A 14,926-nucleotide genomic window follows, 5' to 3' on the forward strand; every position below is an offset into this window, starting at 1 on the left:
GGCGCTGGATCAGTCCTGGATGTCGGGCGGTGGTGCGCTCGGTGGCTTGGCGGTCAGCGAGGTGATCTTGATTAGCAGCGCCAGGTGGCCACCATCCAGGTAATTGAGCTGGTTGTTCTTGGTGCGTACGTCGGTCTGGTTCAGGTGTTCGCTGGCGATCACGCTGGCGTTGCTGTCGAATTGATTGACCCAGAACTGCGCGTCGATGTCGGTAAAGCGCCCCAGTTGCAGGTTCAATGTGCCCTCGACAGGGAACTGGCCGAACTGCTCCTGGCCGTCGGTGATCGCGATTTTGACCGGCTGCTCGCCCAGGTTCTGCTCCCAGGCCTTGTGCGCCAGCACGGTGTAGCTGTTATCGGCATTGAGCTTGTCGACGATGTTGTTCAGGCGCGGCGGGCTCATTTTATCGCCCAGGCGCACCGCCCCTTCGTCCCAGTTTTCCGGCGCGGCGCGGCTGTTGATCACAGGCTCCGCGTTCTGGCGTACCAGGATCATTTCTACCAGGTACGGGCTGTCGGCAAAGGCCGAAGGCGCCACGACCACCAACAACAAGCTCAGCATGCGGAACAGGCGCATTGAGGCGTCCTTCAAACAGTTTTCGGGATGAGGCGCTCAAACAGCGCCTCCAGGGTATTGAAGCGTTCTTCGGCGCGTTCCATCGGCACCATGAACTTGAACAGCGTAGCCCCTTCGAACTTGTAACGGTTGGGCTGGCCCTGGATCAGCTTGATCAGCACCAACGGGTCCACCGGCGTCTGCGCTTCGAACTCGATGCGCCCGCCCTGCGGCCCGGCGTCGACTTTCTTGATGCCAAGCTGCTCGGCCTGCAGTTTGAGCAGGGTCAGGCGCACCAGGTTCTTGGTCGGTTCCGGCAGCAGGCCGAAGCGGTCGATCATCTCCACTTGCAGGTCCTTGAGGCCGTCTTCATCGGTGGCCGAGGCGATGCGCTTGTACAGAATCAGCCTTGCGTGCACATCCGGCAGGTAGTCCTCGGGAATCAACGCCGGCAGACGCAGGTTGATTTCCGGACCTCCGCCCAGCGGCTGGTCGAGGTTCGGCTGTTCGCCCTTGCGGATCGCTTTCACGGCGCGCTCAAGCATTTCCATATAAAGCGTGAAGCCCACGGCCTGGATCTGCCCGCTCTGGCCGTCGCCCAGCAGTTCGCCGGCGCCACGGATTTCCAGGTCGTTGGTGGCCAGCACAAAACCGGCGCCCAGGTCCTGGGTGTTGGCGATGGCTTCCAGACGCTTCTCGGCATCCGAGGTGATCTGTTGGCGCGGCGGCGTGAGCAGGTAGGCATACGCCTGGTGGTGACTGCGCCCGACGCGGCCGCGCAGCTGATGCAGTTGCGCCAGGCCGAACTTGTCGGCGCGCTCGATGATGATGGTGTTGGCGCTCGGCACGTCGATGCCGGTCTCGATGATGGTCGAGGCGATCAGCACGTTGAAGCGCTTGTGGTAGAAGTCACTCATCACCTGTTCGAGTTCGCGTTCGCGCATCTGTCCATGGCCGATGGCGATGCGCGCTTCCGGTACCAGTTCGGCGAGGTCGGCGGCGCATTTCTCGATAGTCTTCACGTCGTTGTGCAGGTAGTACACCTGGCCGCCACGCAGCAGTTCGCGCAGCAGGGCTTCTTTCACCGTGCTTTTGTTCTGTTCCATGACGAAGGTGCGCACCGACAGGCGTCGCGCCGGCGGCGTGGCGATGATCGACAGGTCGCGCATGCCCGACACCGCCATGTTCAGGGTGCGTGGGATCGGCGTCGCCGTGAGCGTGAGAATGTCGACTTCGCTGCGCAGGGCCTTGAGCTGTTCTTTCTGGCGCACACCAAAGCGGTGCTCTTCGTCGATGATCACCAGGCCCAGGTTCTTGATCTTTACATCGTCCGACAGCAGCTTGTGCGTACCGATCACGATGTCGATCTTGCCTTCGGCCAGGTCAGCGACGGCGGCGTTCACTTCCTTGGCCGACTTGAAGCGGCTCATCACTTCCACGGTCACCGGCCAGTCGGCAAAGCGGTCGCGGAAGCTGTTGTAGTGTTGCTGGGCGAGCAGGGTGGTCGGTACCAGGATCGCCACCTGGCGGCCGCCGTGTACCGCGATGAAGGCGGCGCGCATGGCCACTTCGGTCTTGCCGAAACCCACGTCGCCGCAGACCAGGCGGTCCATCGGCTTGGGCGCGAGCATGTCGGCGCGCACCGCTTCGATGGTGGTTTGCTGGTCCGGGGTTTCTTCGAAGGCGAAGCCGGCGCTGAACGTGGCGTAGTCGGCTTTCGGGTCGGCGAACGCGTAGCCTTCGCGGGCGGCGCGGCGCGCATAAATGTCGAGCAGCTCGGCGGCGACATCACGCACCTGCTCGGCGGCTTTGCGCTTGGCTTTCTGCCAGGTCTCCGAGCCCAGGCGATGCAACGGCGCCAGGGCGTCGTCGCTGCCGGTGTAGCGAGCGATCAGGTGCAGGTTGGCCACCGGCACGTAGAGTTTGGCGCCCTCGGCGTATTCCATGGTGAGGAATTCGGCCGCCTGGTTATCGATCTCCAGGGTCTGCAGGCCGAGGTAGCGACCGACACCGTGGTCGATATGCACCACCGGCGCGCCTTCGCGCAGCTCGGTCAGGTTCTTGATCACCGCGTCGTTGTTGGCGTCGGCGCGTTTTTCACGGCGACGACGCTGCATCACGCGCTGGCCGAACAGCGGGCTCTCGGCGATCAGCGCCAGGGCCGGGTCATCCAGCAACAGGCCTTCATCCAGCGGCGCAATGGTGATCGCCAGGCGGTCCTTGCTCGCGACAAAATCCGGCCAGCTGTCGACCGTTTTCGGGCGTAGCTTCAGGCGTTCCAGCAACTCCAGCAGCACTTCGCGGCGCCCGGCGGATTCGGCGGTGAACAGCACACGGCCCGGGAAGTCGCCGAGGAAGTTCGACAGCGCTTCCAGCGGCTGGTTGGCCTTGGCTTCAATGGCCAGGTTGGGCAGCGCCTGCGCCGGGAAACGTTCGCGGCCACCGCCGGCGTCCACGTCCTGTTGGCTGGCGACCACACGTGGCCAGTTTTTGAGGCGCGCAAAGCAGTCTTCCACCGGCAGGAACAGTTCGGCGGGCGGCAATAGAGGGCGGGAGGGGTCGACGCGGCGCTCTTCGTAGCGGTTGCGCACATCGTTCCAGAAGTTTTCCGCCGCCTGTTCGATGCCCGGCAGCGAGAACACCTGGGTGTCCTGGGGCAGGTAATCGAACAGGGTCGAGGTTTCGTCGAAGAACAGCGGCAGGTAGTACTCGATACCGGCCGGCGTAATCCCGCTGCTCAAGTCCTGGAAGATCGGGCAACGGCGGAAGTCCACGTCGAAGCGTTCCCGGAAGCGCGCCTTGAAGCGGGTGACCGCGTCTTTTTGCAACGGGAATTCCCGCGCCGGCAGTAGCTTGATTGACTCGACCTTGTCGATGGAACGCTGGTTTTCCGGATCGAAGGTGCGCAGCGTCTCGATCTCGTCATCGAACAGGTCGATGCGGTACGGCAACTTGCTGCCCATCGGGAACAGGTCGATCAGTGCACCGCGTACCGCGAACTCACCGTGCTCGTACACCGTGTCGACACACCGGTAACCGCTGGCTTCCAGGCGCGTGCGCATCTGGTCCACGTCAAGCTTCTGGCCGACATCCAGCACCAGGCTGCTGCCGAGCAGGAACTTGGTCGGCGCCAGGCGATGCAGCGCCGTGGTGATCGGAACCACCAGCACGCCGTGGGCCAGTTCCGGCAGGCGGTACAGGCTGGCGATGCGCTGGGAAATGATGTCCTGATGCGGCGAGAACAGGTCGTAGGGCAGGGTTTCCCAGTCGGGAAAATGCAGCACCGGCAAATCGGGGGCGAAGAAGCTCAGCTCCTGCTCCAACCGTTCGGCACTTTGGCTGTCGGCGGTGAGCAGCAGGGTAAAGCGCTTGGCTGCGCTGGCAGCCTCGGCGATGGCCAGGCTCAGGGCGGCACCGGGCAGGTTGCCCCAGTGCTGTTTACCTGCCGCGGCAGGGAGTAGCGGTAGACGCAGAACGGGCACGGAAGGTTGAGCTCCAAGCGTTGCGACAAAGTCGGCAATTGTAACGGCCCGAGGTGCCGCCTGTCAGTTGCTGACTGTGTGGAATGCGGTTTGTAGGAAATGTAGTGGTTAAGACAAACAATGCAGGGTTTTGACTCAATATGTAGTGCCAAAGGCCGCGGTTGTTTCGGAGGGTTACGGACAAGTCGGCAGGGTTGTTCCACTAGTGGCCTTCTGGAACCCGCGTATTTCCTGGCCTGTAGAGCGGTGGTATTTTTTTGCAAGGGCTTTTTGTTGCCCGTCGCGCATTGCTCAACCGGCACTCGGGCGACATAATGTAGCCCCTTTTTTCAGCCCCTACATGTGGAAGGTTCCCGTGACTCAGAAGCCCGACCAGTGTCTTGGTGAATGGATCGACCGTGAAGCACTCGCAGAAGCGATGATCCCGCTTATCGGTCAGCTGTACCGCAATAACAATGTGGTGAGCTCGATCTATGGCCGCAGCCTGATCAACCAGTCTGTCATCGCGATTCTCAAAGCCCACCGCTTTGCGCGCCATCGCTCCGCCGACGACAGCGAACTCTCCGTCCACGAAACATTCCCACTGCTCAAGGCCATGAGCGAGCTCAAGCTCGGCGCGGCCTCGGTAGACCTGGGCAAGTTGGCCTATAAATTCCGCAAGGAAGGTGCCGGCCGCAGCGCCGAGCAGTTCGTGCGTGAAGAAATGGCCGACGTGGTTGGCCAGCAAAACGCCGCGGCCCGCAAAGGCACCGACGTGGTGCTGTACGGCTTCGGCCGTATCGGCCGCCTGCTGGCGCGCATCCTGATCGAAAAAACCGGTGGCGGCGACGGCCTGCGCCTGCGGGCCATCGTGGTGCGCAAAGGCGCCGAGAATGACCTGACCAAGCGCGCCAGCCTGTTGCGTCGCGACTCGGTGCACGGCTCGTTCAATGGCACCATCACCATCGACGAAGAAAACAACACCATTACCGCCAACGGTAACCTGATCCAGGTGATCTACGCCAAGAACCCGTCCGAGGTGGATTACACCCAGTACGGCATCAAGAACGCCCTGCTGGTGGACAACACCGGCGTATGGCGTGATGCCGAGGGCCTGGGCCAGCACTTGGCCTGCCCGGGTATCGACCGCGTTGTGCTGACCGCGCCTGGCAAGGGCAAGCTGAAGAACATCGTGCACGGTATCAACCACGGTGAAATCACGGCTGACGACAAGATCGTGTCCGCCGCTTCCTGCACCACCAACGCCATCGTGCCGGTGCTCAAGGCTGTGAACGACAAGTTCGGCATCGTCAACGGCCACGTCGAAACCGTTCACTCGTACACCAACGACCAGAACCTGATCGACAACTTCCACAAGGGCGATCGCCGTGGTCGTAGCGCCGCGTTGAACATGGTCATCACCGAGACCGGTGCGGCCACCGCTGCTGCCAAGGCCCTGCCTGAACTGGCCGGCAAGCTGACCGGTAACGCGATCCGCGTACCGACGCCGAACGTGTCGATGGCGATTCTCAACCTGAACCTTGAGAAAGCCGCGACCCGTGAAGAGATGAACGAGTACCTGCGCTACATGGCGCTGCACTCCGACCTGCACAAGCAGATCGACTTCGTCAATTCGCAGGAAGTGGTGTCCACCGACTTCGTCGGCTCGCGCCACGCCGGTGTGGTGGACGCGGAAGCGACCATTACCCAGGACAACCGTGTCGTGCTGTACGTGTGGTACGACAACGAGTTCGGCTACAGCTGCCAGGTGGTTCGTGTGATGGAAGACATGGCTGGGGTTAACCCGCCGGCGTTTCCGCGCTAAGCCTGAGTGTTGAATGAAAAAGCCCCGACTGGTTCGGGGCTTTTTTATGGCTGTGGGTTTTGGGCTGCCTGTGAGGGCCCCCGATAGCGGTCGTTCAGCCGACGCATCAATTGAGCAACTGCCCGCGCAAACTGTCCGACAACCCCTTCGGCGCCAGCCAGATACCCATATAGGCTTTCGCCAATTCAGTATCTCGACTGCTGAACACCACCTGGCCATTGATCTCCAGGTTCAAACCGCGCCCCGGCCGAAAATCCAGGGCGTAGCGATCGCCGCTGCGGATATTGCGAAAGCGTGCATGCAGTTGATCCAGTTCAGGCTTCAAACGAGCACTGGCTTGCTGGCGCTCCAACGTCGCCGTGGCGGCCTTGATCACATCCTTGCGGTCGATGTCGCGAAAGTAATACAGCACCAAACGCAGATCCTGTTGTTGTGCCCAGGCCTGTCTGGCGCTTACATCCGCAGAGGCATACAACCCGGCGGCGTAGACATCCGCCCAGAGGTAGTTGAGCACCGCCTGGTTTTTCCGGGCCAGGCCCTCGAACTGTGCGGGGAAATCAGCCTGCTTGAGTCGGTCGGCGTCATTGGCATGGGCGGCGATCGACATCATCAGCATTAAACACACAAAGAGTTGTCGCATAATGGCTCATCCTGAAATCGGCGCTGATTTGCGTCATGTAGTATGGCAATACTGGCCTACGACGCGACCAAGGGTTAATGTGCGCGGCGTTGAGCCTTATATAGACTGTGCCCCGGTTCACACACTTGAGCCAAATTGTCCTTCATGCCCGCTGGCCGCGGCATGATTTAGCCTGGCGTCCAACCGTACGCCTGGCCTGTTCTGAGGAGTACGCATGGCTGTCTACAACTACGACGTGGTGGTACTGGGTTCCGGCCCGGCTGGAGAAGGCGCGGCGATGAACGCCGCCAAAGCTGGGCGCAAGGTCGCGATGGTCGATAGCCGTCGCCAGGTCGGCGGTAACTGCACCCACCTGGGTACCATCCCGTCCAAGGCCTTGCGTCACTCGGTGCGCCAGATCATGCAGTTCAACACCAACCCGATGTTCCGGGCCATTGGTGAGCCGCGCTGGTTCTCGTTTCCGGACGTATTGAAAAGCGCCGAAAAAGTCATCGCCAAGCAAGTCGCTTCGCGTACCGGCTACTACGCCCGTAACCGAGTCGACCTGTTCTTCGGCACCGGCAGCTTCGCCGACGAGCAAACCATTGAAGTGGTGTGCTCCAACGGTGTGGTCGAGAAACTGGTAGCCAAGCACATCATTATCGCCACCGGCTCGCGCCCTTATCGTCCGGCGGACATCGATTTCCACCACCCGCGTATCTACGATAGCGACACCATCCTGAGCCTGGGTCACACCCCGCGCAAACTGATCATCTACGGTGCCGGCGTGATCGGCTGTGAATACGCCTCGATCTTCAGCGGCCTGGGTGTACTGGTGGAGCTGGTGGACAACCGCGATCAACTGCTGAGCTTCCTCGACTCGGAAATCTCCCAGGCGTTGAGCTATCACTTCAGCAACAACAACATCACCGTGCGCCACAACGAAGAGTACGAGCGCGTCGAAGGCCTGGACAACGGGGTGATCCTGCACCTCAAATCCGGCAAGAAGATCAAGGCCGACGCCTTGCTGTGGTGCAATGGCCGTACCGGCAACACCGACAAGCTGGGCATGGAGAACATCGGGGTCAAGGTCAACAGCCGTGGCCAGATCGAGGTGGATGAGAACTACCGCACCTGCGTGCCGAACATCTACGGCGCCGGTGACGTGATCGGCTGGCCAAGCCTGGCCAGTGCCGCCCATGACCAGGGCCGCTCGGCGGCCGGCAGCATTGTCGACAATGGCAGCTGGCGCTATGTGAATGACGTGCCGACCGGGATCTACACGATTCCCGAGATCAGCTCGATCGGTAAGAACGAACACGAGCTGACCAAGGCCAAGGTGCCTTATGAAGTGGGCAAGGCGTTCTTCAAGAGCATGGCGCGTGCGCAGATCGCCGGCGAGCCGCAAGGCATGCTGAAGATCCTGTTCCACCGCGAGACCCTGGAAGTGCTCGGCGTGCATTGCTTCGGCTACCAGGCTTCGGAGATCGTGCACATTGGCCAGGCCATCATGAACCAGCCGGGTGAGCAAAATACCCTCAAGTATTTTGTGAACACCACGTTCAACTACCCGACCATGGCCGAAGCCTATCGGGTAGCGGCCTACGACGGCCTCAACCGGCTTTTTTGAGCGGCTCCGGCCGGTGGCCTGAGCCGGCCGGGGAGACCGATTTCAGTAATTCCCAAGGGTGGCAGTGGCCAAACCGGGAAAGTCTGTAATCAGGCTATCTACGCCGAAGTCGGCGAGCCTGCGCATCAGTGCAGGTTCGTTGACCGTCCACACGGATACATGCAAACCCTGGCGCTGGGCTTTTTCCAGACGCTCGGGGGTGCATAACGTCCAGTTCAATGCCAGGTATTCACAGCCGTAGTTCTGCGCGACCTTCAGCGGGTCAAGCCAGGCATATTCGGCCACCAGTCCGCGTGACAGGTCGGGTGTGAGTTCAACCGCCGCCTTCAGCACTTCCCGAGAGCTCGAGGTCACTGTGACCTTGTCCATCAGGCCGAACCGTACCGCCATCTCGCGAATCGCCAGCACAGTGGTCGCGGCGCGCGTGCGCGAGGCGCTTTTGACTTCCAGTTGCCAGTGATCGAAGTCGCACTTTTCAAACAGCTCCTCCAGGCGCGGGATCGGGCAGGGGCTCACCCAGCCTGGGCCGCCTTTACGCGCGTCCATCTTCACCAGGTCCGCCGCCGAATACTCGACGACCTTGCCACGCCGGTCTGCGGTGCGTTTGAGGGTGGGGTCATGGATGACCATCAGTTCGCCGTCCATGGACAGGTGCAAGTCCAGTTCGCAACGGCGTACGCCGTGCTTGAGGCATTCCTGAAAGCTGGTCAGGGTGTTTTCCGGTGCTTCGCCTTTGGCACCGCGATGGCCGTAAATCAGGGTCACAGTTGCTCCTTAATGCCAGCTCTTCTGGCCAGGTCAATACGAAATCAGGTGTCTTGGGCGTCGCTCTTTTCCCGCGCCAGGCGGCGTTCCTGCGCTTGTTTCTGCAGGATGTAGCGCGCCAGCAGTTGCCGTTGGGCATCGGTCATGGCTTCGAATTCGGTGCCTATGTCAAAAACGCTGCCCTTTGGATCGCAATGGGTCACCCGCGCGCGCAGCAGCAGGCCGAGTGCCTGGGGCATCAGCACCAGCTTGACCGCCAGATGGGTATCGGGGGCCAGCGGGGTAGGGTGCTGGAAGTCGATGCCACCCTCGGAAAGGATCACCGGCTGCGGCGCGCCCACTTCAGCCAGCAGGCCGCGGGCCATGACCTGGCTGAGCAGGTCAAGGCGCTTGTTCTGCACTTTGAGGAAGGCCGCCAGGCTGCGATCTTTCTCGCTGATCTGGCGCAGCAGGTGCTGGGCTTCGAATTCGCTCAGGTGCAGTTCGCTGAGCAGATTGAACAGCGGCGAATCATCCAGCAACACTTCCTTGCTCGCCGCTTCGGAGCCAGACAATGTGCTGATTTGGAGTGCGATCATGTCGTCGATACGGTAGTATTCGCGGCGCTCTTCTTCATCTAATGTCGACATGGCGAACCCCAGGTAACGGTAATGGTCTGAGTGTAAAGCTGCTTACCAGACCCCGCCACCGGGACGTCTTCTTTTCCTCCGAACAAGCCCCGACATGTTCAGACCTCTCTTCGTATTTATTGGCACGCGTTATACCCGTGCAAAGCGTCGCAATCATTTTGTGTCGTTCATTTCCTTGACCTCGATGATCGGTCTCGCCCTGGGCGTGGTCGTGATGATCGTGGTGCTGTCGGTGATGAACGGCTTCGATCATGAGATGCGCACGCGCGTGCTGGGCATGGTGCCCCACGCGACCATCGAGGGCGATGCGCCCATCAGCGACTGGCAAAGCCTGGCCGCCAAGGTCAAGCAGAACCCCAAAGTGCTGGCCGTCGCGCCGTTCACTCAGATGCAGGGGCTGCTGACCCACGACGGCAAGGTGCAGAAGATCCTGCTCAATGCCATCGATCCGGCCCAGGAGCGCAACGTCTCGATCATCGACAAGTTCATGTTGCAGGGCAAACTCGATGACCTGGCGCCCGGCAGCTTTGGCATCGTGATCGGCGACAAGGCGGCGGCCAAGCTCGGCGTGGGCCTGGGCGACAAGCTGACCTTCGTCGCTCCGGAGGTCACCGTGACCCCGGCCGGCATGTTCCCGCGCATGAAGCGGTTTACCGTGGTCGGCACCTTCCACGTCGGCGCCGGCGAGATCGACGGCTACCTCGGCCTGACCAACCTCACCGACCTGGCGCGCCTGCACCGCTGGCAGCCGGACCAGGTGCAGGGCCTGCGCCTGAAGTTCTCCGACCTGTTCGACGCCCCGCGCGGCGCCTGGGAAATCGCCCAGCATCTAGGCGAAAGCCAGTATTACGCCCGCGACTGGACCCGCACCCACGGCAACCTGTACCAGGCCATCCGCATGGAAAAAGCCATGATCGGCCTGCTGTTGCTGCTGATCGTCGCCGTTGCCGCCTTCAACATCATCTCCACGCTGGTCATGGTGGTGAACGACAAGAAGGGCGATATCGCCATCCTGCGTACCCTTGGCGCCACGCCGGGGCAGATCATGGCGATTTTCATGGTGCAGGGCACCGTGATCGGCGTGGTCGGTACCCTGATCGGTACGGCGGTCGGTATTCTGGCCGCGCTGAACGTCAGCGCCGCCATTGCCTTGCTTGAAAAAGTGATCGGCCACAAGTTTCTCAACGCCGACGTCTACTTCATCGATTACTTGCCGTCCCAGGTTCAGGCCCAGGACGTGTTGATGGTGGGCGGCGCCGCGTTGGTCCTGAGTTTCCTTGCCACCCTGTATCCAGCCTGGCGCGCGGCACGTACCCAGCCAGCACAGGCCTTACGTTATGAGTGAATCGGGCATGAGTGAAAAAGCAATCCTGAGCTGCCGCAACCTGGGCAAATCCTACGAGGAAGGCCCGGAATCCGTGGTGGTGCTGTCCAATCTGCAGTTGGAGCTGCATCCGGGCGAGCGCGTGGCGATCGTCGGCAGTTCCGGGTCGGGCAAAAGTACCTTGTTGAACCTGCTGGGCGGCCTCGATACGCCGTCCCAGGGCAGCGTCTGGTTGGCCGGTGAAGAACTGTCCGCCCTGAATGAAAAGGCCCGTGGCCAGTTGCGCAACCGGTCGCTGGGCTTTGTGTACCAGTTCCACCACCTGCTGCCGGAATTCACCGCCCTGGAAAACGTGTGCATGCCGCTGCTGATCGGCAAGACCGCGATCCCGCAGGCCCGCCAACGCGCCAAGGCCCTGCTGGAGCGTGTCGGCCTGGGCCATCGCCTGGAGCACAAACCGGCTGAATTGTCCGGCGGCGAGCGCCAGCGTGTGGCGATTGCCCGAGCCTTGGTGAACAACCCAGGGCTGGTGATGCTCGACGAGCCGACCGGCAACCTCGACTCCCACACCGCCCAGGGCATCAAGGATTTGATGCTGGAACTGAGCACCCAGATGCGCACTGCGTTCCTGGTGGTGACCCATGACATGAGCATGGCCCGGCAGATGGACCGTGTGCTGCACCTGCAGGAAGGTCATCTGGTCGCCATCTGACCCGTTTCAAGCCCGGCGTCCGACGCCGGGTTTTCCATTTTTTCAACGGTGCCCGCGAATGTTCAGACCGTTATCGATTTTCATCGGCACGCGCTATACCCGCGCCAAGCGCCGCAACCGTTTTGTCTCGTTTATTTCGATGACCTCGATGATCGGCCTCGCCCTGGGCGTGCTGGCGATGATCGTGGTGCTGTCGGTGATGAACGGCTTCCAGCGCGAAATGAGCTCGCGCATCCTCGGCATGGTGCCCCACGCCACCATCGTCGGCGTGAACCCGATCGATGACTGGCAGCCGGTGGCCGCCGCAGCGATGAAAAACCCGCAAGTGACCGCCGCCGTTCCGTTCACCCAAATGGACGGCATGTTCTCCTACAAGGGCGCGATGCAGCCGATCGAGATCAGCGGCGTCGACCCGGCTCAGGAAGGCAAGGTGTCGATCGTTGCCCAGCATATCGTGCGGGGCAAGCTGGAGGATTTGAAACCCGGTGAGTTCGGCGTGGTGATCGGCGACATCACCGCCCGGCGTTTTCGCCTGAATGTGGGCGACAAAGTGACCCTGATCGTGCCGGAAATCAGCAGCGCACCGGGCGGCATCACCCCGCGCATGCAGCGGTTGAACGTGGTCGGTATCTTCAAGGTCGGCGCCGAGCTGGATGGCTCCATGGCGTTGATCCACATGGCTGACGCCGCAGAAATCCAGCATTGGCAGCCCAACCAGGTGCAGAGCGTGCGCCTGGCGGTCAAAGACCTGTACGCAGCGCCCAGCGTCTCGGCGGATATCGCCGGCAGCCTCGGCGCCGGCTATAAACCCGATGACTGGACCCACACCCAGGGCAGCCTGTTCAGCGCGATGAAAATGGAAAAGACCATGATCGGCCTGTTGCTGCTGATGATCGTCGCCGTTGCCGCGTTCAACATCATCGCCACCTTGATCATGGTGGTGAACGACAAGGGCGCGGACATCGCGATTTTGCGCACCATCGGCGCCACGCCACGGCAGATCATGGCGATCTTCATGGTGCAGGGCACCGTAATCGGCATCGTCGGCACCTTGATCGGTGGTGTGCTGGGGGTGATTGCGGCGTTGAACGTGAGCGAGTTGGTGGGCTGGGTCGAGCGAGTGACCGGGCAGCATATCTTCAGTTCGGATGTGTACTTTGTCAGCAACCTGCCCTCGGAGCTGCAAGGCGGGGATGTGCTGCTGATTTGCACGGCCGGGTTTGTGTTGAGCTTTTTGGCGACGTTGTATCCGGCGTATCGGGCGGCGAAGATCGAGCCGGCGCATGCGCTGAGGTATTCGTAAGCCTTTAGACTGCTATCGGGGGCTTACCCCCCCGATAGGGCCGGTACTGCTTGCCTCAATCTCCAGCCGGCAACTCAATCACAAACCGCGTCACTCCCGCCCCAGACTCACAAAAAATCCTCCCTCCGTGCGCCCGCACAATCGACTGGGTAATCGCCAGCCCCAGCCCTGCATGCTCGCTGCTGCCTTCATGCCGCGCCGGGTCGGCCCGGTAGAACCGATCAAACAACCGGGGTAACAACTCCGTCGGAATGCCGTCTCCCGTGTTTTCCACCGTCAGCGTCACGCCCTTCATGCTTTGCATCATGCGCACGCGCACTTCGCCACCGGCGGGGGTAAACCTGAGCGCGTTATCCAGCAAGTTCGACAAGGCCCGACGCAGCATGCCGCGATCCCCGGCCGTGTGGGCGCTACCTTCGCGTACCAGCGAAACCTGTGCGTCTTCGGCCAGCAATGCAAAAAACTCCAGCAGCGCCTCTGCTTCATCCGCCAGCGCCAGGGGTTCACGCTTGGGCATCAACAATCCGTGGTCGGCCTTGGCCAGGTAGAGCATGTCATTGACCAGTTGCGCCATCCATTGCAGCTCTTCCAGATTGCTGTGCAGCGCCTCGCGGTAATCCTCCAGCGGGCGCGGCTGGGTGAGGATGACCTGGGTGTGAGTCAGCAGGTTCGACAGCGGGGTGCGCAGTTCATGGGCGATATCGGCGGAGAAGGCTGAAAGGCGCTGGAACGCATCGTCCAGTCGGCCGAGCATGGCGTTGAAGGCCTGGGCCAGTTCCGCCAGTTCCGTCGGCATCTGCTGCTGGGGCAGGCGCTGGGTCAGGGAATGGGCGGACACGCCGGCGGCCACTTCACCCATGCGCCGCAACGGGCGCAACCCGCTGCGTGCGGCCCAGGCACCCAACAGCGCGGTAGCCAGGGCGGACAGCCCGACGGTGAGCCAGATCAAATGCTGCATGCGTTGCAGAAAGTGTTGGTGGTGGGTGATGTCGAGCATCAGGCTCAGTTGCGGCGAGCCGGCTTGGCCTGCCATCAGCGGTGCGTTGTACACGCGGTAATCGGTGCCGGCCGTTTGCAGGCTATACAGGCCGGGCGCCGTCGGCAGGTTGACGCTCGGCGCATCGTCCAGCCAGCGTCGGCCGTCAGCGCTGATGCGTAGCCTGAGGTCGGGCTGGCGCGTGAGGTCGGCGCGCAATTGCGCTTCACGTTGAACGAAGGTTTCCAGCGAGTCGACACCTTGCAAGGTGCTGCGCAGCGCCATGAGTTTGCTGTCGAGCTGTTGCTGGTCCAGCTCGATAAAATGCGCCTCACTGGCGTGGTTGAACAGCACGCCGGCGATCAGCGAGACCACGGCGGTGCAGGCGGCAAACAGCAGCGCCAGGCGGCTGGCGAGGGACAGGCGCTTGATCAAGACAGGCGCTCCTCAAGCACGTACCCCATGCCGCGCACGGTGTGGATCAGTTTGTTGGGGAAGTTGTCGTCGACTTTCAGGCGCAGGCGGCGGATCGCCACTTCGATGATATTGGTGTCGCTGTCGAAATTCATGTCCCACACTTGGGAGGCGATCAAGGTCTTGGGCAGCACTTCGCCCTGGCGGCGCAGCAGCAGTTCCAGCAACGCGAACTCCTTGGCTGTGAGGTCGATGCGCTGGCCGTCGCGCTCGACACGGCGGCGGATCAAGTCCAGGCGCAGGTCGGCCAGTTGCAGGGCAGTGTCCTGGGGCGTGCTGCTGCCACGGCGCAACAGGCTGCGCACGCGGGCGAGCAGCTCGGAAAAGGCGAAGGGTTTGACCAGGTAATCGTCGGCGCCCAGCTCCAGGCCGTGCACACGGTCCTCCACCGCATCGCGGGCGGTGAGGAACAGCACCGGGATATCCAGGCCGGCGCTGCGCACCGCCTGCAGGATTTGCCAGCCATCGCGGCCGGGCAGCATCACGTCGAGGATCAGCAGGTCGTAATCACCGGTCAGCGCCAGGTGTTGGCCGCTGGTGCCGTCGGCGACCAATTCGGTGGTAAACCCCGCCTCGGCCAGGCCCTGGCGCAGGTAGTGGCCGGTTTTCGGTTGGTCTTCGACGATCAGCAGTTTCATGGGCAGCTCTTGGCA

The 14,926-nt window shown here is 61.9% G+C and carries 12 protein-coding genes; 5 read left to right on the forward strand and 7 right to left on the reverse strand.

Features of this window, described 5'->3' with window-relative positions:
- Positions 1 to 9: 9 nt before the first annotated feature.
- Positions 10 to 576, reverse strand: coding sequence for a CsiV family protein (locus PSH66_RS08135; RefSeq protein WP_003172579.1), 567 nt, complete (start codon positions 574 to 576; stop codon positions 10 to 12).
- Positions 577 to 587: 11 nt separating this feature from the next.
- Positions 588 to 4,037, reverse strand: a complete 3,450-nt coding sequence (gene mfd / locus PSH66_RS08140) for a transcription-repair coupling factor (protein ID WP_003172580.1) — start codon at positions 4,035 to 4,037, stop codon at positions 588 to 590.
- A gap of 340 nt (positions 4,038 to 4,377) precedes the next feature.
- Here mfd and PSH66_RS08145 point away from each other — a divergent pair, with 340 nt between their 5' ends.
- Entirely contained in the window at positions 4,378 to 5,841 is a 1,464-nt protein-coding gene (locus tag PSH66_RS08145; protein WP_078732042.1) for a glyceraldehyde-3-phosphate dehydrogenase, read from the forward strand.
- A 106-nt stretch (positions 5,842 to 5,947) separates the two neighbouring features.
- Here PSH66_RS08145 and PSH66_RS08150 read toward each other — a convergent pair whose 3' ends face one another.
- Entirely contained in the window at positions 5,948 to 6,481 is a 534-nt protein-coding gene (locus PSH66_RS08150) for a chalcone isomerase family protein (protein WP_003172583.1), read from the reverse strand.
- A gap of 214 nt (positions 6,482 to 6,695) precedes the next feature.
- On the opposite strand from PSH66_RS08150, the gene sthA reads away from it, so the two are divergent.
- A complete protein-coding gene (gene sthA / locus PSH66_RS08155) occupies positions 6,696 to 8,090 on the forward strand; it encodes a Si-specific NAD(P)(+) transhydrogenase (RefSeq protein ID WP_003172584.1) in 1,395 nt (464 codons plus the stop codon).
- Positions 8,091 to 8,132: 42 nt separating this feature from the next.
- On the opposite strand, the gene PSH66_RS08160 is transcribed toward sthA, so the two are convergent.
- Together PSH66_RS08160 and PSH66_RS08165 are read right to left on the reverse strand one after the other, a co-directional pair.
- Positions 8,133 to 8,855: a glycerophosphodiester phosphodiesterase family protein gene (locus PSH66_RS08160; protein WP_003172585.1), complete on the reverse strand. Its 723-nt coding sequence runs from the start codon at positions 8,853 to 8,855 to the stop codon at positions 8,133 to 8,135.
- Positions 8,856 to 8,899: 44 nt separating this feature from the next.
- Positions 8,900 to 9,484 (reverse strand): PilZ domain-containing protein, encoded by a 585-nt coding sequence (locus tag PSH66_RS08165; protein WP_305428682.1) that lies wholly within the window; start codon positions 9,482 to 9,484, stop codon positions 8,900 to 8,902.
- Positions 9,485 to 9,578: 94 nt separating this feature from the next.
- Here PSH66_RS08165 and PSH66_RS08170 point away from each other — a divergent pair, with 94 nt between their 5' ends.
- The 3 genes from PSH66_RS08170 to PSH66_RS08180 are packed head-to-tail and all read left to right on the forward strand — an operon-like array spanning position 9,579 to position 12,823.
- Positions 9,579 to 10,829 (forward strand): lipoprotein-releasing ABC transporter permease subunit, encoded by a 1,251-nt coding sequence (locus PSH66_RS08170; RefSeq protein WP_305428684.1) that lies wholly within the window; start codon positions 9,579 to 9,581, stop codon positions 10,827 to 10,829.
- Positions 10,830 to 10,836: 7 nt separating this feature from the next.
- Positions 10,837 to 11,520 (forward strand): lipoprotein-releasing ABC transporter ATP-binding protein LolD, encoded by a 684-nt coding sequence (gene lolD, locus PSH66_RS08175; protein WP_165448107.1) that lies wholly within the window; start codon positions 10,837 to 10,839, stop codon positions 11,518 to 11,520.
- Positions 11,521 to 11,578: 58 nt separating this feature from the next.
- Positions 11,579 to 12,823 (forward strand): lipoprotein-releasing ABC transporter permease subunit, encoded by a 1,245-nt coding sequence (locus PSH66_RS08180; RefSeq protein ID WP_003172589.1) that lies wholly within the window; start codon positions 11,579 to 11,581, stop codon positions 12,821 to 12,823.
- Between the two features lie 55 nt (positions 12,824 to 12,878).
- On the opposite strand, the gene PSH66_RS08185 is transcribed toward PSH66_RS08180, so the two are convergent.
- Together PSH66_RS08185 and PSH66_RS08190 are read right to left on the reverse strand one after the other, a co-directional pair.
- Positions 12,879 to 14,234 (reverse strand): heavy metal sensor histidine kinase, encoded by a 1,356-nt coding sequence (locus tag PSH66_RS08185; RefSeq protein ID WP_305428685.1) that lies wholly within the window; start codon positions 14,232 to 14,234, stop codon positions 12,879 to 12,881.
- Positions 14,231 to 14,911 carry a heavy metal response regulator transcription factor gene (locus tag PSH66_RS08190; RefSeq protein ID WP_003172591.1) on the reverse strand — a complete coding sequence of 227 codons (681 nt, stop codon included), beginning with the start codon at positions 14,909 to 14,911 and terminating at the stop codon, positions 14,231 to 14,233. Before PSH66_RS08190 ends, PSH66_RS08185 begins: the two co-directional genes overlap by 4 nt.
- Positions 14,912 to 14,926: the final 15 nt, after the last annotated feature.

The organism is Pseudomonas sp. FP597, from assembly GCF_030687435.1.
GTDB classification, from domain to species: Bacteria; Pseudomonadota; Gammaproteobacteria; order Pseudomonadales; family Pseudomonadaceae; genus Aquipseudomonas; species Aquipseudomonas lactucae.

Coding starts and splice junctions, on each gene's coding strand:
- PSH66_RS08135 (WP_003172579.1), bottom strand. CDS start 576: ATGCGCCTGTTCCGCATGCTGAGCTTGTTGTTGGTGGTCGTGGCGCCT.
- PSH66_RS08145 (WP_078732042.1), top strand. CDS start 4,378: ATGTGGAAGGTTCCCGTGACTCAGAAGCCCGACCAGTGTCTTGGTGAA.
- PSH66_RS08150 (WP_003172583.1), bottom strand. CDS start 6,481: ATGCGACAACTCTTTGTGTGTTTAATGCTGATGATGTCGATCGCCGCC.
- sthA (WP_003172584.1), top strand. CDS start 6,696: ATGGCTGTCTACAACTACGACGTGGTGGTACTGGGTTCCGGCCCGGCT.
- PSH66_RS08165 (WP_305428682.1), bottom strand. CDS start 9,484: ATGTCGACATTAGATGAAGAAGAGCGCCGCGAATACTACCGTATCGAC.
- PSH66_RS08170 (WP_305428684.1), top strand. CDS start 9,579: ATGTTCAGACCTCTCTTCGTATTTATTGGCACGCGTTATACCCGTGCA.
- lolD (WP_165448107.1), top strand. CDS start 10,837: ATGAGTGAAAAAGCAATCCTGAGCTGCCGCAACCTGGGCAAATCCTAC.
- PSH66_RS08180 (WP_003172589.1), top strand. CDS start 11,579: ATGTTCAGACCGTTATCGATTTTCATCGGCACGCGCTATACCCGCGCC.
- PSH66_RS08190 (WP_003172591.1), bottom strand. CDS start 14,911: ATGAAACTGCTGATCGTCGAAGACCAACCGAAAACCGGCCACTACCTG.